Source organism: Streptococcus sp. Z554, from assembly GCF_053010305.1.
This window is the reverse complement of the sequence record NZ_JBRKNV010000004.1, coordinates 1-21,601: the sequence shown is the minus strand read 5'-3', so window position 1 is coordinate 21,601 and position 21,601 is coordinate 1. Positions and strand designations below refer to the sequence as shown.

General features: G+C 41.6%; 20 protein-coding genes, 17 tRNA genes and 1 pseudogene. 5 read left to right on the top strand and 33 right to left on the bottom strand.

The genetic code is table 11. The annotated features are described in order from the left end of the window. Positions 1-19: 19 nt before the first annotated feature. Together ACVC7R_RS04765 and ACVC7R_RS04760 are read right to left on the bottom strand one after the other, a co-directional pair. Complete coding sequence (locus ACVC7R_RS04765; RefSeq protein ID WP_447263759.1) at positions 20-1,762, bottom strand: ABC transporter ATP-binding protein; 1,743 nt, start codon at positions 1,760-1,762, stop codon at positions 20-22. Continuing rightward, positions 1,752-3,497: an ABC transporter ATP-binding protein gene (locus tag ACVC7R_RS04760; protein WP_447263758.1), complete on the bottom strand. Its 1,746-nt coding sequence runs from the start codon at positions 3,495-3,497 to the stop codon at positions 1,752-1,754. The genes ACVC7R_RS04765 and ACVC7R_RS04760 overlap by 11 nt, the downstream gene beginning before the upstream one ends. A gap of 262 nt (positions 3,498-3,759) precedes the next feature. Between ACVC7R_RS04760 and ACVC7R_RS04755 the strand changes: the two genes are divergently transcribed. Both ACVC7R_RS04755 and ACVC7R_RS04750 read left to right on the top strand, forming a co-directional pair. Continuing rightward, positions 3,760-4,587, top strand: coding sequence for an exodeoxyribonuclease III (locus ACVC7R_RS04755; protein ID WP_447263757.1), 828 nt, complete (start codon positions 3,760-3,762; stop codon positions 4,585-4,587). Positions 4,588-4,598: 11 nt separating this feature from the next. Next, positions 4,599-4,985, top strand: a complete 387-nt coding sequence (locus ACVC7R_RS04750; RefSeq protein ID WP_447263756.1) for a bleomycin resistance protein — start codon at positions 4,599-4,601, stop codon at positions 4,983-4,985. Positions 4,986-5,092: 107 nt separating this feature from the next. Here ACVC7R_RS04750 and ACVC7R_RS04745 read toward each other — a convergent pair whose 3' ends face one another. From ACVC7R_RS04745 to ACVC7R_RS04720, 6 genes are all read right to left on the bottom strand, one after another. Then, complete coding sequence (locus ACVC7R_RS04745; protein WP_447263755.1) at positions 5,093-5,260, bottom strand: DpnD/PcfM family protein; 168 nt, start codon at positions 5,258-5,260, stop codon at positions 5,093-5,095. Further along, the gene (locus tag ACVC7R_RS04740; RefSeq protein WP_447263754.1) at positions 5,257-5,553 is read right to left on the bottom strand and encodes a hypothetical protein; all 297 of its coding nucleotides are present in this window, start codon (positions 5,551-5,553) and stop codon (positions 5,257-5,259) included. The genes ACVC7R_RS04745 and ACVC7R_RS04740 overlap by 4 nt, the downstream gene beginning before the upstream one ends. Beyond that, entirely contained in the window at positions 5,550-6,314 is a 765-nt protein-coding gene (locus ACVC7R_RS04735; RefSeq protein ID WP_447263753.1) for a DpnI domain-containing protein, read from the bottom strand. The genes ACVC7R_RS04740 and ACVC7R_RS04735 overlap by 4 nt, the downstream gene beginning before the upstream one ends. Before the next feature lie 178 nt (positions 6,315-6,492). Further along, complete coding sequence (locus ACVC7R_RS04730) at positions 6,493-6,897, bottom strand: PaaI family thioesterase (RefSeq protein ID WP_447263752.1); 405 nt, start codon at positions 6,895-6,897, stop codon at positions 6,493-6,495. A gap of 69 nt (positions 6,898-6,966) precedes the next feature. After that, positions 6,967-8,448 carry a UDP-glucose--hexose-1-phosphate uridylyltransferase gene (locus tag ACVC7R_RS04725; protein ID WP_447263751.1) on the bottom strand — a complete coding sequence of 494 codons (1,482 nt, stop codon included), beginning with the start codon at positions 8,446-8,448 and terminating at the stop codon, positions 6,967-6,969. An 18-nt stretch (positions 8,449-8,466) separates the two neighbouring features. Further along, complete coding sequence (locus ACVC7R_RS04720) at positions 8,467-9,645, bottom strand: galactokinase (protein ID WP_447263750.1); 1,179 nt, start codon at positions 9,643-9,645, stop codon at positions 8,467-8,469. Between the two features lie 169 nt (positions 9,646-9,814). On the opposite strand from ACVC7R_RS04720, the gene ACVC7R_RS04715 reads away from it, so the two are divergent. Continuing rightward, positions 9,815-10,816: a LacI family DNA-binding transcriptional regulator gene (locus tag ACVC7R_RS04715; protein WP_414294159.1), complete on the top strand. Its 1,002-nt coding sequence runs from the start codon at positions 9,815-9,817 to the stop codon at positions 10,814-10,816. 67 nt (positions 10,817-10,883) lie between these two features. On the opposite strand, the gene ACVC7R_RS04710 is transcribed toward ACVC7R_RS04715, so the two are convergent. Both ACVC7R_RS04710 and ACVC7R_RS04705 read right to left on the bottom strand, forming a co-directional pair. Further along, positions 10,884-11,921: a zinc-binding dehydrogenase gene (locus ACVC7R_RS04710; protein WP_447263749.1), complete on the bottom strand. Its 1,038-nt coding sequence runs from the start codon at positions 11,919-11,921 to the stop codon at positions 10,884-10,886. 78 nt (positions 11,922-11,999) lie between these two features. Continuing rightward, on the bottom strand, positions 12,000-12,896 hold the full coding sequence (locus ACVC7R_RS04705; protein ID WP_447263748.1) for a cation diffusion facilitator family transporter: 897 nt from the start codon (positions 12,894-12,896) through the stop codon (positions 12,000-12,002). Positions 12,897-13,177: 281 nt separating this feature from the next. Between ACVC7R_RS04705 and ACVC7R_RS04700 the strand changes: the two genes are divergently transcribed. Continuing rightward, a complete protein-coding gene (locus tag ACVC7R_RS04700) occupies positions 13,178-13,723 on the top strand; it encodes a TetR/AcrR family transcriptional regulator (protein ID WP_447263747.1) in 546 nt (181 codons plus the stop codon). A 29-nt stretch (positions 13,724-13,752) separates the two neighbouring features. Then, positions 13,753-14,115: a glucuronide permease gene (locus tag ACVC7R_RS04695; RefSeq protein WP_075229363.1), complete on the top strand. Its 363-nt coding sequence runs from the start codon at positions 13,753-13,755 to the stop codon at positions 14,113-14,115. 64 nt (positions 14,116-14,179) lie between these two features. On the opposite strand, the gene ACVC7R_RS04690 is transcribed toward ACVC7R_RS04695, so the two are convergent. The 23 genes and pseudogenes from ACVC7R_RS04690 to ACVC7R_RS04580 form a co-directional block, all read right to left on the bottom strand. Beyond that, positions 14,180-15,700, bottom strand: coding sequence for an ABC transporter permease/substrate-binding protein (locus ACVC7R_RS04690; RefSeq protein WP_447263746.1), 1,521 nt, complete (start codon positions 15,698-15,700; stop codon positions 14,180-14,182). After that, positions 15,693-16,421, bottom strand: a complete 729-nt coding sequence (locus ACVC7R_RS04685) for an ABC transporter ATP-binding protein (protein ID WP_447263745.1) — start codon at positions 16,419-16,421, stop codon at positions 15,693-15,695. Before ACVC7R_RS04685 ends, ACVC7R_RS04690 begins: the two co-directional genes overlap by 8 nt. After that, positions 16,414-17,268 carry an SDR family oxidoreductase gene (locus ACVC7R_RS04680; protein WP_447263744.1) on the bottom strand — a complete coding sequence of 285 codons (855 nt, stop codon included), beginning with the start codon at positions 17,266-17,268 and terminating at the stop codon, positions 16,414-16,416. The genes ACVC7R_RS04685 and ACVC7R_RS04680 overlap by 8 nt, the downstream gene beginning before the upstream one ends. 18 nt (positions 17,269-17,286) lie before the next feature. Then, complete coding sequence (locus tag ACVC7R_RS04675) at positions 17,287-17,736, bottom strand: MarR family winged helix-turn-helix transcriptional regulator (protein ID WP_447263743.1); 450 nt, start codon at positions 17,734-17,736, stop codon at positions 17,287-17,289. A gap of 134 nt (positions 17,737-17,870) precedes the next feature. Further along, positions 17,871-18,575, bottom strand: a complete 705-nt coding sequence (locus ACVC7R_RS04670; protein ID WP_447263742.1) for a hypothetical protein — start codon at positions 18,573-18,575, stop codon at positions 17,871-17,873. 152 nt (positions 18,576-18,727) lie between these two features. Further along, positions 18,728-19,618, bottom strand: a pseudogene (locus tag ACVC7R_RS04665) (DUF4767 domain-containing protein); the annotation flags it as partial. Positions 19,619-19,926: 308 nt separating this feature from the next. After that, a tRNA-Ser gene (locus tag ACVC7R_RS04660) sits at positions 19,927-20,014 on the bottom strand. Positions 20,015-20,020: 6 nt separating this feature from the next. Next, positions 20,021-20,094: transfer RNA gene (locus ACVC7R_RS04655), tRNA-Ile, on the bottom strand. Positions 20,095-20,127: 33 nt separating this feature from the next. Continuing rightward, positions 20,128-20,198: transfer RNA gene (locus tag ACVC7R_RS04650), tRNA-Gly, on the bottom strand. Between the two features lie 19 nt (positions 20,199-20,217). After that, positions 20,218-20,290, bottom strand: a tRNA-Phe gene (locus tag ACVC7R_RS04645). Between the two features lie 4 nt (positions 20,291-20,294). Next, a tRNA-Met gene (locus ACVC7R_RS04640) sits at positions 20,295-20,368 on the bottom strand. Between the two features lie 14 nt (positions 20,369-20,382). Next, positions 20,383-20,472 (bottom strand) — tRNA-Ser (locus ACVC7R_RS04635). A 10-nt stretch (positions 20,473-20,482) separates the two neighbouring features. Beyond that, positions 20,483-20,556 (bottom strand) — tRNA-Ile (locus ACVC7R_RS04630). 13 nt (positions 20,557-20,569) lie between these two features. After that, positions 20,570-20,643, bottom strand: a tRNA-Met gene (locus tag ACVC7R_RS04625). Positions 20,644-20,648: 5 nt separating this feature from the next. Further along, positions 20,649-20,722 (bottom strand) — tRNA-Pro (locus ACVC7R_RS04620). A 14-nt stretch (positions 20,723-20,736) separates the two neighbouring features. Further along, positions 20,737-20,810 (bottom strand) — tRNA-Arg (locus ACVC7R_RS04615). Between the two features lie 7 nt (positions 20,811-20,817). Continuing rightward, positions 20,818-20,903, bottom strand: a tRNA-Leu gene (locus ACVC7R_RS04610). 7 nt (positions 20,904-20,910) lie between these two features. Then, a tRNA-Gly gene (locus ACVC7R_RS04605) sits at positions 20,911-20,982 on the bottom strand. 27 nt (positions 20,983-21,009) lie between these two features. Continuing rightward, positions 21,010-21,082: transfer RNA gene (locus ACVC7R_RS04600), tRNA-Thr, on the bottom strand. Between the two features lie 12 nt (positions 21,083-21,094). Beyond that, positions 21,095-21,176: transfer RNA gene (locus ACVC7R_RS04595), tRNA-Leu, on the bottom strand. Positions 21,177-21,181: 5 nt separating this feature from the next. Continuing rightward, positions 21,182-21,254, bottom strand: a tRNA-Lys gene (locus ACVC7R_RS04590). A gap of 18 nt (positions 21,255-21,272) precedes the next feature. After that, positions 21,273-21,345, bottom strand: a tRNA-Asp gene (locus ACVC7R_RS04585). 2 nt (positions 21,346-21,347) lie between these two features. Then, positions 21,348-21,420 (bottom strand) — tRNA-Val (locus tag ACVC7R_RS04580). Positions 21,421-21,601: the final 181 nt, after the last annotated feature.

Sequence of the window (21,601 nt, the reverse complement as noted above, 5' to 3'; positions counted from 1 at the left end):
GTTTTAAAGGAATTCTCCCTCAGGACAGAGCACCTGCCTGCAAACTATACATCTTGTGATAGGTTCCACCCAATGCTAGGAGGTCCTCGTGGCTTCCACTTTCAATGATGCGTCCCTTATCAAGGACATAGATGCAGTTAGCGTCTTGAATGGTAGAAAGACGATGGGCGATGGCAATGGTGGTCCGACCTTGTCTCATCTTAGCTAGAGAATTTTGGACCAGAGCTTCTGTTTCAGAGTCGATATTGGCTGTTGCTTCATCCAGAATCAGGATTTTAGGTTGACTGGCAACAGTTCTAGCAAATGCAAGAAGCTGACGTTGACCGGTTGAAAAACTCGAACCACGCTCAGATACAGGAGCATCATAACCTAAAGGAAGATCTTGAATGAAGGAATCTGCATCGACAAATTCTGCTGCAGCCTTGACTTGGTCATCGCTGATATCTTGGTACATGGCGATATTGGACTTAATGGTCCCATGATAGAGGAAGGGGTCCTGTAGAACCAAACCGATGTTTTTTCTCAACTCCTCTTGACTATACTCTCGAATATCCACACCATCTATGAGAACTCGTCCTGACTGAAATTCATAAAAGCGCATCAGAACATTAATGATAGAAGATTTACCCGATCCCGTATGACCGACAAAGGCGATGGTTTCACCTTTATTGACGGTAAAGGAAATATCATCTAGAATTTGATGCTTCCCATCATAAGAGAAGGACACATGCTCAAAGCTGATATTTCCTTCTTGAATCTTGGATTGACCATTTTCTTGGACAGGTTCATAGTTGGTCTCATCGATGAGTGCAAAGACACGACCTGCTGACACCATGGATGTCTGAAGAGTAGAAAAGTTTTGCGTTACCTCGATAAGAGGATCAAAGAGACGATTGATGTACTGGATAAAGGCATACATGGTCCCTGCGGTTATTCCTAGATAAAGTCCGCGATAGCCAAAATAAGCCATCAAAACCGCATATCCCAACAGCTTCAACAAACTCATAGCTGGACGTAAAAAGAGAGAGTCCAAGGCTACTGAACGGTTAGCGTAGACTAGGTGTTCCTGGTTTATCTCATCAAACTCTTCTTGCAGACGTTTTTCTTGATTAAAGGCTTGAATAATACGAATTCCTTCGATATTTTCTGCCAGTTTACTGTTAATGTCTGACAGTAGACTTCTGGTTTTTTCAATGACCTTGACAGATTTTTTACGGTAGAGATTGACCAAAAGGTAAATCAAAGGCAGAAAGAGCAAGACTAAAGCAGTCAGACGATAGTCCAGAACTAACATGGTATAAAGGGTCGTCACGAATATAAAGACTGCTGAGATAAAGCTTGACAAGATCCCCGAAAACATATCACTGATAGTCTCGGTGTCATTTGTCAAGCGAGAAACGATAGAACCTGCAGGTGTTTTATCAAAGTAAGACATGCCTAGCCTCTCCATATTGGCAAAGGCATCACGTCGAATATCTCTAACGATGCTGTAGGACACGCGCGCAAAAAGGAGATTCCCCACATATTGGACAATAGTTTGAAGAATATAGAGACCATAGTAAACCAACAAAACTGTAACCGCAAGCTGATTGAGGTTGCTTAGATACTGGTCAATAAAGTGCGAAGCAACCAAGGGGATAACACTCTTAATAACAGTCGTCGCAAGGAGAAAAGCAAGGGCTAAAAAGGTGAGGAGACTATAGGGCTTGAGATAGGACAACAAACGCTTCAATACAGTCCACTGTTCTTGTTTATTCCGCATCTTCTTCTCCTTTCATTTCTAACTGTTGAGACTGGTAGGTTTGGGCATACCAACCATCCAAGGCTAGTAAGTCTTCATGCCTACCTCGTTCAATGATGCGACCATCCTGCATGACCAAAATCAAATCTGCATGAACAACTGCACTGAGACGATGGGCAGTGATGATAGTCGTTTTATCTTTGCGAGTTGCCTTGAGATTATCAATGATTGCGAACTCTGTCTTAGCATCCACCGCTGACAAGGAATCATCTAAAATCAAGATATCGGGATTTAAGATCATAGCCCGACTCATAGCCAGACGTTGTTTTTGTCCACCAGATAGACTGACACCCTTTTCGCCGATAACTGTATCAAATCCCTGAGGCATGTCTTGAATATCTTGATAGACTTGAGCCAACTTCGTCGCTTCTTCTACTGCTGAGAAAGGCAGGTCGGGATTCCCAAAACGAATATTATCTAAGATAGAACTAGCAAACAGAAATTGGTCCTGTGGCACGTATCCCATCAAACTACGCAAGTCAGCTAGTCGGTAGTCGCGAATATCGTGACCATTTAGATAAATGGCCCCTTGGTTAACATCATGCTCACGTAGGAGCAACTTAATCAAAGCTGTTTTCCCTGAACCAGTCTGTCCAACCAAGCCCAGAGTTTGCCCTTTTTCGAGACTAAAGTGTATATCTCTCAGCGTCTCTTCGTCTTCAAAGGCAAAATAATCAATAGCATAGTCCAAGCATCCATTTTCAATCCCGTCAAGTGGGGATTCTGGGTCTTTCACAGGTGATTCTTGAGATAAGAGGCTCTCAATCCGTTGATAAGAAACCTTCCCTCTTTGAGTAATATTAAAGAGGAAACCAATCGCCATCAAAGGCCAGACCAACATATCCAAGTAAGATATAAAGGTGACCAGATTTCCGACAGTTACCTGTCCTGCTTGCACCATAAAGGCACCAACTAAGAGTGTTAAGGCATAGGAAGAACCAACAAAGAGTAGAACCATGGGGTCAAAGAGACTATCATATTTCATGGTTTGCAGATTCTTTTGGAAGGTCAAATCATTGACTTCCTGGAAAGATGCCAACTCATCAGACTGATATCCGAAGGACTTGGTTACCTTGATACCAGCTACAGATTCTTGAACTTTATTGTTGAGTTCAGAAAAGGCTGCTTGGGATTCTCCGAAAGCCTTATGGGTCTTTCTCCCCAGACGACTAGTCGCATAGGCCATAAATGGCAAGGGAATGATGGCAACCAAGGTCATTTGCCAAGAAATGCTAAAGAGCATGGTCAACAGAGTCACCAAGGCTGTGATAGAGGCATCCACTGCCGACATGACACCACCACCTGCTAGACGAGTCAGAGCATTGATATCATTGGTTGCGTGAGCCATCAAATCTCCAGTTCGATAATTCTGATAAAAAGCAGGAGACATCCTTGTAAAATGCTCAAATAGTCTTGAACGCATGATTTGCCCAAGTCGGTAGGAGGTTCCTAGGATATACATGCGCCAAACATAACGCAGATAATACATCCCAAAAGCAGCTAGCAAGAGATAAAAGAGATAAAGCAAGAGCTCATCTTGTGTTAATTTCCCAGAAGTGATGGCATCAATCACTCGTCCCATGACCATAGGTGGGATGAGGTTGAGCACAGAAACCAAAATCAGAGCTACAATTCCAACTAGATAACGGCGTTTTTCTAATTTAAAAAACCACCAAAGTTTTTGGATGATGGACATAGTATTCCTTTCTAATGACAAATGGAAACCTGAGGCGACTACCTCAGGTTTTTCTTATTCATAGGTGACAACACTTACTTGAAATTTGTCATACTCATCAATAAAGATATTCATAGGAGAAACATTTCATTCATGTTCAATCCTTTACATAAATCATTCTTTATTATATAGGAATGACCTGGATTTTTCAAACTATACGCTGGGGAAATACTTCTTTTTCTGGTATAATATTGTCTATAATCTGAATGAAAAGGTAAACATTATGAAATTGATCTCATGGAATATTGATTCCCTCAATGCAGCATTGACGAGCGACTCTGCGCGTGCGAAATTGTCACAAGACGTCCTCCAAACCTTGGTAGCCGAAGATGCTGATATCATCGCTATCCAGGAAACCAAGCTTTCAGCTACAGGACCTACTAAAAAACATCTCGAGGTGTTAGAAGAACTCTTCCCTGGGTATGAAAATACTTGGCGTTCCTCTCAAGAACCTGCTCGTAAAGGCTATGCTGGAACTATGTTCCTCTATAAGAAAGAACTCACTCCAACGATCAGCTTTCCAGAAATCGGTGCTCCTTCTACCATGGACTCTGAAGGTCGCATCATCACTTTAGAATTTGATACATTTTTCGTGACTCAGGTCTACACACCTAATGCTGGTGACGGCCTCAAACGTTTGGAAGAACGTCAAATCTGGGATGTCAAATATGCGGAGTACTTGGCAGAACTAGACAAGAAAAAACCTGTCCTAGCAACTGGGGACTACAACGTTGCCCACAAGGAAATTGACCTTGCTAACCCAGCAAGCAACCGCCGTTCACCAGGTTTCACAGACGAAGAACGTGAGGGATTTACAAACCTTTTAGCCAAAGGATTTACAGATACCTTCCGCCATATCCATGGCGACGTTTCAGAACGCTACACTTGGTGGGCACAACGCAGCAAGACTTCAAAAATCAACAACACAGGCTGGAGAATCGACTACTGGCTCACTTCTAACCGTGTGGCAGATAAGGTTACCAAGTCAGACATGATCGACTCAGGCCCACGCCAAGACCACACACCGATTGTCTTGGAGATTGAACTGTAAGGAGAAAGCTAATGGACTATCAAGCTGTCATTCCTGAATTTGTAGTATCCGACATCGAAAAGTCACACCACTTCTACTGTGACTTGCTGGGATTCTCTGTCGAATACGAGCGTCCAGAGGAGAAATTTCTCTTCCTCTCGCTTGAAGACTGCCAACTTATGCTAGAAGAAGGCAGTACAGAAGAATTAGGCCAATTGACTTATCCTTTCGGACGCGGTGTCAATATTTCCTTTGGCATCAAGGATGTCCCTAGTCTCTATCAAAAACTGCTGGAAGCTGATTATCCCGTCCATCGTCCGCTGACAAAAAGAAAATTTCGAGTGGGGGATAGCTTTATTTATCCCCATGAATTTGCAATTTTAGACCCAGATGGCTATTTTTTAAGATTTAGTGAATAGGATAATCGAGCACTTCAGTGGAAAAAATAAGAAAAGAGGCAGATGCCTCTTTTTTATGTTGGTGAAAACAAAATAACAATTATTGAAAAATGAGAATAAAAGCTCACCTATTCAAATATATGGGTTTCATAGCCCACAAAATCATCAGCATCAAGAACTATTTCACCATTCTTATACTTTTCTCTCACAATACGTTCTGCCTCATATTCAGTTTCAGCTTCTATACTGACTAAACTAGTTAGAGTTTCAGTAATTTCTATAGTATACTTTTTCATCTTAAGTTTCTCTCCAATAACTCACTTATTAGTAATAATCTATGTTTTGGACTTTCCAACCACTCTGGTAATTCATCTCCATATTCCCAGCTATATTTTTTATTCAATAAAGAAAGTTGTTCCTCATCACCAAATTCTATATTTGCAGATATCCATTTCACACAATCAGGGTCTGATAAAGTATAGACCATTATACTTAAGTTTTCATAATTACTCTCTGTTTCATAATCAGACCAGATGACTTTTAAGAAATCATACACCTCTTCAGGTGCAATAAGTTGTTTCGTTTTCATAATTTCCGATACTTTCCTCTACCTTTAAATTCTATTATTTCTTTATCTCTTAGTATTTGAAGCTGTTGCCGAATTTTTTCTTTGATATGATTGTTCTTAACAAAGATATTTTTTAAGTCATCTTCAAAACGATACATATCTTCAAGAGTAAATTCTAAACCCTCTATCTTATCTATACAATTTAGAATTTCTATTGTCCATCCTCTTGATGAAAGAGAATCCTTCCTTAAAAATAAACTTTGCTTAAATTCTTTTGTAACTTTTTCGGGATCTCTAACTTGCCCATTTTGCACAAGAAATATCCTCCCTTTGGAAGGGACTTGCGACAAATCAATGTTACAACCAATCCAGCCTGCTCGTATAGCAGTGGGCGCTAGTGGTTTCCTTTTAATAATTGATTTCGGTGTAACAAATTGTTTCGGAAGGACAAGAAAATTATCTACCTCAAAATTTTTTGTGTAAGTTAAAAAAAAGAAGTTAGGATTATTATCTGCTTGTACACGCTCCATCATTGTTGCATAAGCACCATCATTGATTGTTGATGAGAAATTTCCTTTTTTACTTTTTAGCTCAAACTCCTCACTACAGTGATGACAGAAAAAATCTGCTACAGGCCGATTGTTTTCAAAATGATTTAACGATTTCTTTCCACAATTGGGACAATAAGATTGACGATAAACCCAGTCCTCTGTTAAGATACGAGACTTTTGGCTATTACTTTTATAAATTTCTACTAATTCTAAATTAAACTGTAAATTCATTAAAAATTTCCTCACACAAATGAGAATTCACTTGATATTAGCTATTAAAATAAACTAAGATTATTATACCACATATAAGTAACCATTAGCTCGGTATTTCACTGCTCTTATATATTTCTCTGGAACTTCTTTAACAAATTAAAATGAGTAGGATAATTTTTCCTACTCATTCTTTCTTTTATATCCTCACCTGTCTATCTTCAGATCGTTGTCCTGTGACAAACATGGTAAAGGTTGCCTTGCAGACATTTCGGCCATCTTGGTTGGTGATATCTACATCAACGACACAGGTTGTGCGACCTTTATGGACACATTCCCCCTTGATGGTGAGAACATCCCCTAGATTTCCAGCTTTCAAATAGTTGATAGAAGACTGGAGCGTCACACCATCTAATCCAAGCGAAATCACCACAAGTCCACTGATTTGGTCACAAAGGGTAAATAGATAGCCACCATGGGCATTCCCATAGTAGTTTAGGGAAGAGTCCACCACTTTTGTCGTCACCACAACGTGGCCATCTCTCATTTTTTCAATTTCGTAGTTTTCAAAGGCAGCAATAGCGTCAAAGTGAAAATCTTTCATACTTTCCTCCTGATGTTTCAAACGACACTATAATACTACTTTTAAAGACTCTGTGCAAGGGAGAAGCACTTATTCGGGTAAAATCCCAACATGATTTACAAACCGCATAAAGGCCTCTTGTCCTTCTTCTGTTTGCTTGTAAACTCCTGCATCTTCCAAAACACGAGCAAAGATGTTCCCAACAGACTCTTGGACGATTTCAAGCGCTTGGACTTTGTCTCTTAAGTCTGGGTGATTTTCCTTCAACTCATCCGCCCATTCTTGGTGATAATCTGCAACTGAAACATCCTCTCCGACTAGGTAAGCTGCTACTTGCTCCACTTCTTCCTTCAAGCGTGGTGGCAAGATTGCCAAACCCATAACCTCAATCAAGCCGATATTTTCCTTCTTGATATGTTGGACATCCTTATGGGGATGATAGATGCCATCTGGATGCTCTGCTGAGGTTTGATTGTCCCGCAAGACCAAATCCAACTCCAACTGCCCATCTCGTTTACGGGCTATCGGTGTAATAGTATGATGTGCTGTCCCATCGCTTTCTGCCAAAACCTGAACACTTGGATCTGAGTATTGTCGCCAAGCCAGTAAGATTTTCTCAGCAAGGTCCGTCAAATCTTCTTTTGAATCTGAAGTCAATCGAATGACTGACATAGGCCACTGGACAATCCCTGCTTTGATAGTTTCAAAACCTTCAAAGGTAAAGCTCTTCTGCAAAGGAGCTACTTCCATTGGAAAGACATGTCGCCCGCCTTGATAATGATCGTGCGTCAGGATGGAGCCACCCACGATTGGCAAATCAGCATTAGAACCTGCAAAATAACCAGGGAACTGCTCCACAATGGCTAACAAACGTTCGAAACTTTGGCGACTAATGGCCATAGGGCGATGTTGGCTATCTAGGAAAATACAGTGCTCATTAAAGTAAGCGTAAGGCGAATACTGGAAGCCCCACTCCTGCCCAGAAATATCAAAACGTATAATCCGGTGATTGCTTCTAGCTGGATGATTGACACGACCATGGTAGCCTTCATTTTCCATACAGAGCTGACATTGAGGATAGTTACTCGACTTGACCAACTTGGCCGCCGCAATTTCCTTTGGATCCTTTTCAGGCTTCGAGAGATTGATGGTAATCTCCAGTTCCCCGTAGTCAGACGGTACACGATAGGCAATATTCTTTGCGATAGCCTTTAGTTTGATGTAGTCATTCTTCTGACTGAGTTGGTAGAAGTCCGCAATCGCCTGCTCTGGTGACTGGGCATAGGTATCCCAAAAGACACGATTGACCTGACTCGGACAAGGAGTTACCAAGTCCATGAGGTCAGCACCGAGAATCTCACGCGCAGCTTGACTATCTTCAATCGTTTCGATTCGAACGGCTTCCTCGACAAGCTGGTCTTTGAGGTCAATCAAGCTGTCCTGGTCAGCCTCAACGTCAAAAACTCCTTCACCAACCAAGGCCAAGACACGATTGGTCAGATAAATCCGATCCAACTCTTCAAAGCTACTTTCTGCAATGACTTTGGTCACAAATCTTTCTACTAAGGTCACTAGACAACCTCCTTTTGACTAATCAAGAATGCGAGTTCCACCTGCTACTTCAGCGATATAGAAGCTTGGAGCGTAGCCAACGATTTCTTCATAGTGCTTGCCAACAGCTTCCTTGAAGGACTCAACAGCATCTTTTTGAACCAAGGCGATCGCACAACCGCCAAAACCTGCTCCTGTCATACGAGCACCAAGAACACCTTCTTGAGCCCAAGCCGTATGCACAAGGGTGTCTAATTCCAAGCCAGTCACTTCATAATCATGCTCAAGAGAAACGTGAGATGCATTCATCAAACGACCAAATTTGTCCAAATCGCCTGCTTGAAGAGCAGCTTGCGCTTTAAGCGTGCGTTGGTTTTCAAGAACGGCATGGCGAGCACGTTTCAAACGATTTTCATCTTTGATGAGGTAGCTGTATTCATCAAAAATCCACTCGTCCAATTCACCCAAGGTTTGAATATCCAAGGCTACTTGGAGTTCTTCTACTGCTTTTTCACATTCAGCACGACGTTCATTGTATTTAGAGTCCGCAAGTTCACGGCGTTTGTTAGTATTCATGATGACAACGACATTATCCTTCAAATCAAGCGGAACCAAGTCGTACTCTAAAGTATTGGTATCTAGGTAAATAGCACGTTGATCTGCCCCCATACCGATAGCAAATTGGTCCATGATACCAGAGTTAACACCGATAAAGTTATTCTCTGTCAATTTTCCGATTTTAACCAAATCTAAACGGTCCAATTTTAGGTCAAAGAGGTATTCTGCCACGACACCAGTCAAAAGCTCTAAGGATGCAGAAGAAGACAAACCAGCACCATTTGGGATATTCCCAAAGACATAGAAATCAAACCCTTTATCAATCACATGCCCAGCTTCTTGCAAGAAATGAAGAACACCTTTTGGATAGTTGGTCCAGTTGTGTTCTTTCTCAAATTTAAGGTTAGCTAGAGGAACTTCGATAATTCCCTTGTCCTCAAAGTTTGCTGAGTAGAAACGCAAGACTTGGTCATCGCGCTTGCGTGCAGCTCCGTAAGTTCCTAGTGAAATAGCTGCTGGGAAAACATGGCCACCATTGTAGTCCGTATGTTCCCCAATCAGGTTAATACGGCCTGGTGAGAAGAAGGTTTGGTCTGCTTCTTGACCAAAAACAGCAAGAAAGTCCTTGCGAAGTGCATCAGCAGTAAGATGTTGTGTCATATGAATTCTCCTTTGACAATTTTTCAGGTAAAAAAGTTTACCTTGTAATCGTTTTCTTCTATTGTACCCAAGGGTTTTGCTTTGGTCAACATTTTTACCGATATTTTACTAAACTATGAGTAAAAAGATAGAAAAAATATGATATAATAACCTAAAAAGGAGGGGAATTATGGCTACACTCAAAGATATTGCTCAGTTAGCCTCTGTCTCAATCGCAACTGTATCCCGTGTCCTCAATCGCGATCAGAGTCTATCTGTCACAGAAGAAACCCGACATCGTATTTTAACTGTCGCTGAAGAACTAGGTTATACCAAGCATCTCAAAACAGGCGAAAGTCACAAACTGAAACAAAAGATTGCCATTATCCAGTGGGTCAGCGAGCAAGGTGAGTTGGAAGACCTCTACTACTACCAGATTCGACTAGGAATCGAAAATAGGGCACAAGAATTAGATTACGAAATCCTGCGCTATTTCAACGATCAACCTTTTACGCTTAGCGAAGAAGTCATTGGAATTCTTTGTATTGGAAAATTTAGTCAAGCACAGATTGCATCATTTGAAGAATACCAAAAACCTCTAGTTTTTCTAGATAGTGACACCATAGCCTTGGGACACACCTGTGTCATCACAGATTTTAATAATGCTGTTAGACAGGTAGTCGATTACTTTACAGACCACGGGATTAAGAAGATTGGTATCTTATCCGGTCTTGAAACTACTACTGACCAAGAAGAAGTCATCGCAGACAAACGCTTAGGATACTTTAAATCCTATACACAAGAAAAGGGAATTTATAACGATAAATTCATTTTCCAAGGACTATTTACTGCCCAATCTGGATATGACTTGATGAAAGAGGCTATCGAAAAATTAGGAGATAAACTTCCACAAGCCTTTTTTGCAGCTAGTGATAGTTTGGCAATCGGTGCCCTTCGCGCCCTTCAAGAAGCTAGCATCAGCATACCAGAGCGCGTCAGCATTATTTCCTTTAATGATACTATTCTAACCAAGCAAGTGTTCCCACCCCTCTCCAGTATCTCAGTCTACACCGAAGAAATGGGACGCACAGGAATGGATATTCTTAACAGAGAAGTTCTTCATGGACGTAAAATTCCAAGCCTCACTATGCTTGGAACCAAACTAACTTTAAGAGAAAGTACCTTACATTAAGTACAAGAGTTGAATACAAAAAATCCTAATAGAGAACTTCTCCGATCTCTATTAGGATTTTCTTTTTTTAATCCATCACAATCATAGACTTGATAGTCTTGCGTTCATCCATAGCCTTATAAGCTTGGTCGATATCTTTCAGTTTATAGCTTGAAGTAAAGACGCGACCTGGATTGATAGCACCATCAAGAACAGCTTTGAGCAAGAATTGCTTATCGTATGTTGTTGCAGAAGCCGCTCCACCTGCAACAGATATATTTTGGTCAAAGGTGGATCCAAGGGCACGATTATTGTAGTGAGGCACACCAACAATTCCCATACGACCGCCATTATGAAGGACCCCCAGAGCCTGTTCAACAGCCGCCTCAGTACCAACACATTCAAGAGCTGCATCTGCTCCTCCTCCAAGGATTTCACGGACTTTGGCAATCCCTTCTTCACCTCGTTCGGCTACAACGGCTGTCGCACCTGATTCCAAGGCCATTTGTTGACGATCTTCGTGACGACTCATCAGGACAATTTGTGACGCTCCACGCATCTTAGCTGCGATAACAGCACATTGGCCAACAGCTCCATCGCCAATAACGACTACTTTATCTCCTGGTTTCACATGAGCCACACGCGCTGCATGATAGCCTGTCGGCATGACATCAGCTAGAGTCAAGAGAGACTTAAGCATACCTTCTGTGTAGTCAGACGGTTGTCCAGGTATTTTGACAAGTGCCCAGTTGGCAAAGTGGAAACGGATATACTCAGCTTGTACACCACCAGAAAAGTTGTTACCAATGTGTCGGTCACAAGAACCATCAAAGCCCGAACGACAGGCATCACACTGGCCACAACCATGTGTGAAAGGGGCAATGACAAAATCACCGGGCTTGACCGTTGTAATGGCTTCTCCAATTTCTTCAACGATTCCAATCGCTTCGTGTCCACTATTTTTGTGGCCCTCTTTAATATCTGGATTGCGGTAGCTCCAAAGGTCCGAACCACAAACGCAAGCACGAACCACACGGATAATCACATCATCCGCTTCTTGAATACTTGGACGCTTAATCTCTTCAATACCGACCTGACCTGCCTTGGTATAAACTGCTGATTTCATAAAATTTCCTCTCTGTATCTAAGCTTACTTTAAGTATACACTTTTTATGAAGCTTTCGCTCATTTATGCTACGCCTTATCAATGATGATGATCGTGATCATGACTTGCTTCTAACTCTGCCATATTACGCTTATGAGCTCGGTGAGTTGCTACATCTGCATCCACCTCAATAGTGATATTTTGAAAACCCCTCTCTTTGAGCAAGTTTCGTATGGATTCTTTACAACTCTCCATCTGTCCAATCTCTTTGAGACAAACATGAATAATAGCATTTTTTTCCAAACCATCCATAGTCCAGAGATTAAGCTGATTGACGCTAGCAACATGGTCCAATTGCTCCAAATCACTCTTGACTTGCTCGATGTCTACTCCTTCTGGCACAGCATCTAAGAAAATTTTCAGTGTAGACCAAAAACGAGGAATGGCTTTTGACAAGATAAAGAAAGAAATGACAAGCGATAAAAGAGGGTCTAAGATATACCAATCCGTAAATCGGAGAATAATGGCCATCAGGATAACTGCTATCCAACCAAGGGTATCTTCTAGAAAATGCAGGCTAAGAATAGACTCATTCTTTGTTTTTCCTTTACGAACCACTAAAGTCGCTAGCACATTGATCGTAACCGCAATGATTCCAAGCCAGAGGATGCTCTTATCATTAACAGGTTGTGGATCAAAAATTTTTGTGATATTTTCCAAAATGACAAAAATAGATCCTGTCATCAAAATCACAGCTGTTATCAAAGCTCCTAGAAGGCTAAATCGTTTGTATCCCAAGGTGTAACGACTATCCTCTTCACGATTGGAGATTGTTTCTAGAACAGCTGATACCCCAATTGCAACCGCATCTCCCAAGTCATGGACTGAGTCAGCCAGCACAGCACTAGAGCCAAATACTCCACCAGCGATAAACTCGATAATGGCATAACTCAAATTTAAGAAAAAAGCCAGCCAAACAGCACGTTTTGTCTTCATAATACTTAATCCTTTGATATAATGGGAGTGGGACAGAATAAATTTTATAAAAATTTATTCGTATTCCCACCCCCGCAAGGTTGATTAGGTACTCTTTGAAGCTAAAGAGCGAAAAAGAGACCAATCAGCTACTGCGTCAATCATTTATTTCTATAGATATTCTGAGAAATGAGTCTATTATCTCTTCTCTTCATTATCTATTATCCAATACTATCATTAGAAAGGATAGAAGCAAACTGTTCGGTTTGTAAGTTACTGAACAATTTGTTCAAACTGTCTATATGACTACTCAAGATCGTCGCATTACCAAGACTCGCAAAGCTATCTATTCCGCTTTTTTACAATTACTAAATCAAAAAGATTATGAGTCTATCACGGTTCAGGAGATTATTGACCTTGCAGATGTTGGTCGTTCCACTTTTTATAGCCATTATGAAAGTAAAGAGTTACTCCTAGATGAACTCTGTCGTTATCTCTTTCACCATCTTTTTGAACGCGAGGGAAATATTACTATAGAGGCTTACCTGGCACATATCTTTTCACATTTTAAGAAAAATCAAGATCATATCACTAGCCTTCTCTTATCAAAAAATGACTACTTTCTCCGCCAACTGCAAAAAGAACTCAAACATCATGTTTATCCTATGGTCGTCCCATACTTGCAAACAGTTCATCCCAAGATTCCGTCATCCTATCTTCAACACTTTGTCGTTACGAATTTCATCGAGACCTTGACCTGGTGGCTCAAAAAAGGAAAATCTTATAAGGAAGACCAAGTAGTACGATTCTACCTGGATGTCATGGCAATGACAAACAAACAAAAATAAATCATCATTCTAGCTAGAAAGGAAATCTTATGAACTTCGTTATTATTCTTGTTATTTTGATAGCCTTCTTACTTCTTGCTTTTCCTCTTCATCATTTATTGGCTAGCCTTTCAGAATTAAGAAAAGGCAGGAATCCCCTAGGAAATCAGCTTCTCCTTATCGGAAGTATCCTTGCTACCTTATCTATCTTCCTCTACTTCTTTGCTACCTTATCTATCTTCTGCTACTTCTTTTTGCCGATTGTCGCACTATCTATTTGGCTGATTGGCTGTGGTTTGATTTGCTACGGAGCCTATTGGAATGACAAACAGAAAGGAACCTTTAAAAAGTCTCACCATATCATCAGAATTACATTTGCTATAGTATTGACACTTATACTACTTTTATTCTAATACAAAACCCATCTTATCAAAAAAGAAAGATGGGTTTTATGTTAGTATAAAGTCTATTCTACTCTTATTTTTGAAGAATTCCTTCTTGAACCAGAAACTCACGAGCTACTGTTTCGGCTGACCTGCCTTCCACACCGACTTGGTAGTTGAGCTGGCTCATTTGGTCTGCTGTGATTTTACCAGCTAGTTTATTGAGAACTGCTTCTAATTCTGGATGCTTTTCGAGTAATACAGCTTTCATGAGTGGGGCCCCTTGATAAGGCGGGAAGAGTTGCTTATCATCTTCGAGGACCACGAGGTCATAGCGAGCAAGCTCGGCATCTGTAGAGTAGGCATCTGTTATCTGGATATCACCAGACTGGATAGCCTGGTAGCGAAGGGCTGGCTCCATGGTGGAGACTTGTAGATTGAGTCCGTAGACCTTCTGTAAGCCCTTGTTCCCATCCTCTCGGTCGTTAAACTCTAGCGTAAATCCTGCCTTGAGTTGTCCTTCCACCTTTTTCAAATCGGAAATGGTCTTAAGGCCATACTCTTGGGCAATCTTCTTAGGCACCGCGACCGCATAGGTATTCTGATAAGCCATGGGTTTGAGCAATGCTAGGTCGTCTTGTTGCTTGATCCCATCTCGGGCCGCTTGATAGACTGTTTCTGGATCATGACTGACTTGTGGCGCCGGCTTGAGGAGACTTTCGGTCACTGTCCCTGTAAATTCTGGATAGATTGCGATATCCCCTTTTTTCAGAGCTTCATAGAGGAAGGTGGTCTTTCCAAAATTTGGTTTGACGGTCACTGTCATATCCGTATTTTCTTCGATCAAAATCTTGTACATATTGGCTAGAATTTCCGGTTCAGGACCTAACTTACCAGCTATGACCAGGTTTTCTTTTTTGGGTTTGGGAAGAAGACTTGGTGTATAAGAAGCCCCTAATCCGAGGATCATCACAGCAAAGGCCACAAAGATGGTCCGCAATTTGGCCTTTTCCATCCATTTAAGAAGAAGGTTAAAGGCGATGGCTAAGAAGGCAGAAGATAGGGCACCGATCAAAATCAGACTAGCATTATTGCGGTCAATCCCCAGAAGGATAAAGGAACCAAGTCCCCCTGCTCCAATCAAGGCCGCAAGGGTAGCCGTCCCGATAATCATCACAGCTGCTGTCCGAATCCCAGACATGATGACGGGCATGGCCAAGGGAATCTCAAACTTCTTGAGTCGTTCCCACTTGGTCATCCCGAAGGCGACCCCTGCTTCTTCGAGACTAGGGTCAATCCCTTGCAAACCGGTGATGGTATTTTGAAGGATGGGGAAAAGGGCGTAGATGACCAAAGCTGTTAGGGCCGGAAGCGTCCCAATCCCCATGATGGGAATGAAGAGCCCCAAAAGGGCCATAGAAGGAATGGTCTGGAAGATTCCAGCTAACTGTAGAACCCAATTGCTCGCTCTCTTGCGCGTACTTAAATAAATAGCCAGTGGAACAGCCAGAAAAATAGCAAGGAGCAAGGTCAGTAATGACAGTTGCAAATGTTGCCCCAGTGCAGTGATCCAGTCTCCAAAGCGTTCTTGAAAAGTTGCAAGTAGTTTAGACATGGTGAGCACCTCCAAATAAATCCGCAACAAAGTCGTTGGCTGGCTGGGCTAGAATGGTCTCAGCATTCGCCACCTGTACAATCTCTCCTTCTTGTAGCACCGCAATCCGATCGCCTAATTTCAAGGCCTCGTCCGTATCATGAGTCACGAAAATAGTTGTCATACCGAATTCTTTGTGCAAATCTTTGGTAAGAGCCTGTAGTTGCTTGCGCGAAATAGCATCTAAAGCAGAGAAGGGCTCATCCATCAATAGAATCTTTGGTTCTGCAATGATGGCCCTCACAATGCCAATCCGCTGTTGCTCCCCACCTGATAACTCGCTCGGTAAACGATGAGCATAATCTGTAGCGGGCAGACCAACCTTGTCCAAGAGTTCTTCCGTTGTAGAGGCAATTTGCTCCTTGCTCCAGCCCTTCATCTCAGGAATTAAAGCAATATTTTCACCGACTGTTAGATTTGGAAAGAGGGCAATGGCTTGAAGCACATAGCCGATAGACAGACGTAGCTCCCGTTCATCATAGTCCTTGATGCGTTTTCCATCCATGTAGATATTGCCATCTGTCGGCTCCAAAAGGCGATTGATCATCTTAAGCATGGTGGTTTTTCCAGATCCTGAAGGTCCTACCAAGACCATAAATTCTCCCTGCTCAATACGGAGATTGACATCTTTTAAAATATTTGTATCCGTGTAGCGCAGTACTATATGTTTGTATTCAATCATGTTTTTCCTCAATAGATTTTCTGTCTCTAAGAATATCCAGTATGCCACTTGCTGGATGCCCTAGGACTTTTTCGACATCTGTTGAAACTCCAGCTTGTTCCCCAACTTTGATAGCTGTATAGGTACTGACCCAGGCATCGTACTCCCAAGTTTGTGCTGGCCATTTTTTCCGTGACTCATAGGCTTCTTCTAGTGATTCATCTACATACCTGATGGAGTTGCCGGTCTCTCTTGAGAGAAGCGCTACGATTTCTTCCATGGAAAGATCCTCTGACCCTGTTAGATTCAAGGTTTGATTTTCCCATTTTTTAGGATTTAATAGAATTTCTGCTGCAACTCTAGAAGTATCCTTACGAGCAACAGCTGATACCAGGCCACTACCAGCCGGACCACGAATTTCTCCATTCTCAAGCGCAACATCAATCAAGAAATCCAAGTAAAAATTATCTCTTAGAAACGTGTAGGTGAACCCTAACTCCTTGATATAGGCTTCCGTCTGGGCATGATCCCGAGACAAGGTAAAAGTCGCCTGTTCATCTGCCCCATAAAAGGAGGTATAGACGATATGCTTCACCCCTGCTAGCTTTGCGGCATCTAAAAAACTCTTGTGTTCCTTCACACGCTCTGGATTTTCCCGAGCAGAGACCATCAACAAGACATCAATACCCTTTAAAGCTTCAACCACCTCTGGTGTATTGACATACACTATTTTACGAATTTCCGCTGACGCATAGATCTTTGCACGCTCTGGGCTTCGTGCTAAGTGGACGGAAGCAATTCCTTTTTGATCTATAAGATTCGCCACATAGGAACCTAATTTTCCTGTTACCCCTGTAATACCAATCATAACTATTACTTCCTTTCCTTAGACGTCATTTTCTTTAGCCTTTAGATTTGCGATAATACGCTCTTGATAGGCCTCAAATTCTCGGATTTCTTGGTCCGAAAAGCCTTGGTAGAAAATCTCTCCCAGTTCCTTGCTGACACGGTCACCAATTTCTTTTTGTGCCCACCCCAATTCGGTCAAACTAACAAATTTTTTTCGTTTATCTTGAGTGCTAGGTTTTACAGTAACCAATCCCTGATCTTCTAACTTCTTAATCATACTGGTCAGAGTATTGTTAGCTAGTCCTGAAGCAAGAGAGATATCTGTCGCAGTTGCTCGTCCATCTTCTTTTTGCCAAAGGACTGTTAAGATTTTCCCTTGTTCACTGCGGTATTGAGCATCTGCTTCCTTGCTCAGCAGTTTTTGAAAGATACGCCCATTCAACAAACGAATCTGTAGAGCTTGGTAGCCCCCTATCATCTTGTTCATTTCGACTCCTTTTTCTTCTATATAGAACTTTACAGCATTAATTGTAATATTTTCAATTACATCTGTCAACTGTTTCGATATAGAAATAACAAAAACTTCCTACTAAAAAGTAGAAAGCCATCATTTTTATAAAATTAAACAGGAATCACATCAGAACCATTCCTCTTAAAGAAAGTACTATGAGCTAGATAAGGACCGTACTTACGATTTTGACTATAAACCAACCATAAAGGAATGATAAATACTTTTATAAGGTAGACTAAGCAAAAAAGTAAAAAAGAACTAAATCTAAGATCCTTCAACTCAAAAAAATAAAAATAAAAGAAAATTGTAGCATTTAATAGGATATTTAAACCCGTAGCAAAACTAGCTGACATGGTATTCGTTTTAATCTGAGGATTAAAGAGTTTGACAAGAAATAAAGCTAATAAGGAAGTATTATAGATACAAATCGGCTTGTAGTCATGACGATAGAAAACTAAACATTTATGATTATAAAAAATAAGTCCTCTGCTAAAATTACTTGCTTTGTTAATCCAAACATGGGAGACTCCACTAATATCACTCCAAGGAACAAATAAATCTAATCTTCTAAGGTAAATCCCATCCTGTGAAATATAAAATTTCCAAGGAAAAAGAAAATTTATGCCAATGCCAACTAAAATTAAACAAAGAAGGTAATACACTAACTGTGTTTGTTCAAAACTAAATGCGTAATCATAAAATGTTATCGTTTGAAATCCTCGACCAACAATTTGATTAAAGCCTAGAAAAAACAAAACAATTATAAATAAAAGAAATCTATAAAAAATACTACGAAACTTTACACTTTTTGTCATGAATTATGTTCTCCTAAATTATACAACCAACATTTAAAAATTCTATATAATTTTATCTAACAATAGTATACCATTAAATACTCAAAGAATATAAAAATGATAGAAAGAGATATTAAAAATAGAGCCTAACCAAAAACTAAACTCTTTTTCTTTTATTCTTCTTCCACCAAGCGTTTAAACTCCGCTTGGATCTCTGTATTTACTGTTGGCTTTAAGTACATGACACCACCATTCGTTGTTGGCGAATGGAAGACAATCGTTTCTCCTGTATTGCTTATCGCAAAGAAATAACTATGAACATCCGGGTATTTATCCCAATTGCTATAACGCTCTACAATTCGGTACTGGGCATTTCCTAAACCTGTTTCCGAGTTCTCAGCATTCATTTTCTCACTTGGTCCATCATCCCTAAGTGTATAGAGATGGTCAGCCCCCACATCTCCTCCTGCGATCCCCTTTTGATAATTGGGTTGTCCTAACCTTTCCCCCCAACCTTTTATGAAGGCTTCTAATTTAGCAGATTTACTAGCATTCCAAGGAGCTTTTTGTTCTTCACCCGAAATAGTCTTGCTGCTAGTCGAAGTTCCAAATTTCTGCCAATCAAGTTGATTGAAATCTAGCATTTCGGCTTCTGTTTTTCCAAAATTTGCACGCAAACTGTTATTCCCTGGAACTCGAATATCCTGTACTTGTAGCTTACTTGCAGCTTGCTGGTTTGCATTCAGATGATCCAGCACTCCTCTGCCTTCACCTGTTCCAGAAGACCAGCTTAGTTCTAGGATATCCCTACCCTGATAGATATTCATAGCATTTCTAGCACCACCGTGGCCTGCTACAAAGCCTTCAGCTAATAGGACTGGCTTCTCATTCAGTGAATAATAAAGTCCCGAGATAAAGTAACTACCACTAGATTGCTCAACACTGATGAGCAATTCCTCTATACCATCTTGATTCAGATCTGAATATACATAGCGCATTTTATCTGCTTGAAAAACTGCATTTTCAGCTGACCAACTATTGATAGGTCGATCAGTTGCATTCAAAGTTTTATGTTGTAGACTGACTAGTAGTATATGATAGACTACTATCCTAACTTGAAATATCAGCATTTTGATCTCTACAACCAGTTGTAAATAAACTTAAGGACAGAACAAACAAGGTTCCTAAGACTTTTTTAGTCTTCATAATAATCTCCTTTATAGTACCAGTTACTTGATACTTAAATCACTCTTACATTATATCAAATGAAAAGAGATTGACATAGAATAATAAAACAGAAACCTATAACTAAATAAAAATATGAAAATTTGAAAATTTGAAAATAAAAAAAGAGCTAAAAGCTCTTTCATTACGGAGAATAAGGGATTCGAACCCTTGCGCCGGTTACCCGACCTAACGATTTAGCAAACCGTCCTCTTCAGCCTCTTGAGTAATTCTCCTATTAATGGGCACGAGTGGACTCGAACCACCGACCTCACGCTTATCAGGCGTGCGCTCTAACCACCTGAGCTACGCGCCCAAGTTAAATACTTGGTAATTGAACAAAGTTCAAAGCGGGTGACGAGAATCGAACTCGCGACAACAGCTTGGAAGGCTGTAGTTTTACCACTAAACTACACCCGCATGAAACTAAATAAAAATATGGCGCGAGACGGAATCGAACCGCCGACACATGGAGCTTCAATCCATTGCTCTACCAACTGAGCTACCGAGCCAATATTGCGGGAGCAGGATTTGAACCTACGACCTTCGGGTTATGAGCCCGACGAGCTACCGAGCTGCTCCATCCCGCGTTAATAATAAATAAAGGAGGATGTGGGATTCGAACCCACGCACGCTTTTACACGCCTGACGGTTTTCAAGACCGTTCCCTTCAGCCGGACTTGGGTAATCCTCCATCATTCCAATGGACCTTGTAGGACTTGAACCTACGACCACTCGGTTATGAGCCGAGAGCTCTAACCAGCTGAGCTAAAGGTCCAACAAGATCATTATAGCGGCGAAGGGGATCGAACCCCCGACCTCCCGGGTATGAACCGGACGCTCTAGCCAGCTGAGCTACACCGCCATTAATCGGGAAGACAGGATTCGAACCTGCGACACCTTGGTCCCAAACCAAGTACTCTACCAAGCTGAGCTACTTCCCGAATTAAATTGATAATGCACCCTAGAGGAGTCGAACCTCTAACCGCCTGATTCGTAGTCAGGTACTCTATCCAGTTGAGCTAAGGGTGCTCATTTATGCCGAGGACCGGAATCGAACCGGTACGATCGTTACCAATCGCAGGATTTTAAGTCCTGTGCGTCTGCCAGTTCCGCCACCCCGGCCTCTATAAGCGAACGACGGGATTCGAACCCGCGACCCCCACCTTGGCAAGGTGGTGTTCTACCACTGAACTACGTTCGCATCGACTCTGGTTTATATTAAAAAAAATGCCGGCTACATGACTTGAACACGCGACCCTCTGATTACAAATCAGATGCTCTACCAACTGAGCTAAGCCGGCTGATTTCTATTATGCGGGTTAAGGGACTTGAACCCCCACGCCGTTAAGCGCCAGATCCTAAATCTGGTGCGTCTGCCAATTCCGCCAAACCCGCAAATATGACCCGTACTGGGCTCGAACCAGTGACCCATTGATTAAAAGTCAATTGCTCTACCAACTGAGCTAACGAGTCAAATAACTTTCGTTATTACGGTCCCGACGGGAATCGAACCCGCGATCTTCGCCGTGACAGGGCGACGTGATAACCGCTACACTACGGGACCTATGGGAGTTAACGGGATCGAACCGCTGACCCTCTGCTTGTAAGGCAGATGCTCTCCCAGCTGAGCTAAACTCCCAAAGGATGGAGTCTAGCTCAGCCAACAGTGAGAAACTTCGTTTCTCTCATCCGCCGATTGTAATTTCGATTTCCTCTCAATTACAACTAAGCTAAACTCCCTAGAGCTAAGCGACTTCCATATCTCACAGGGGGCAACCCCCAACTACTTCCGGCGTTCTAGGGCTTAACTTCTGTGTTCG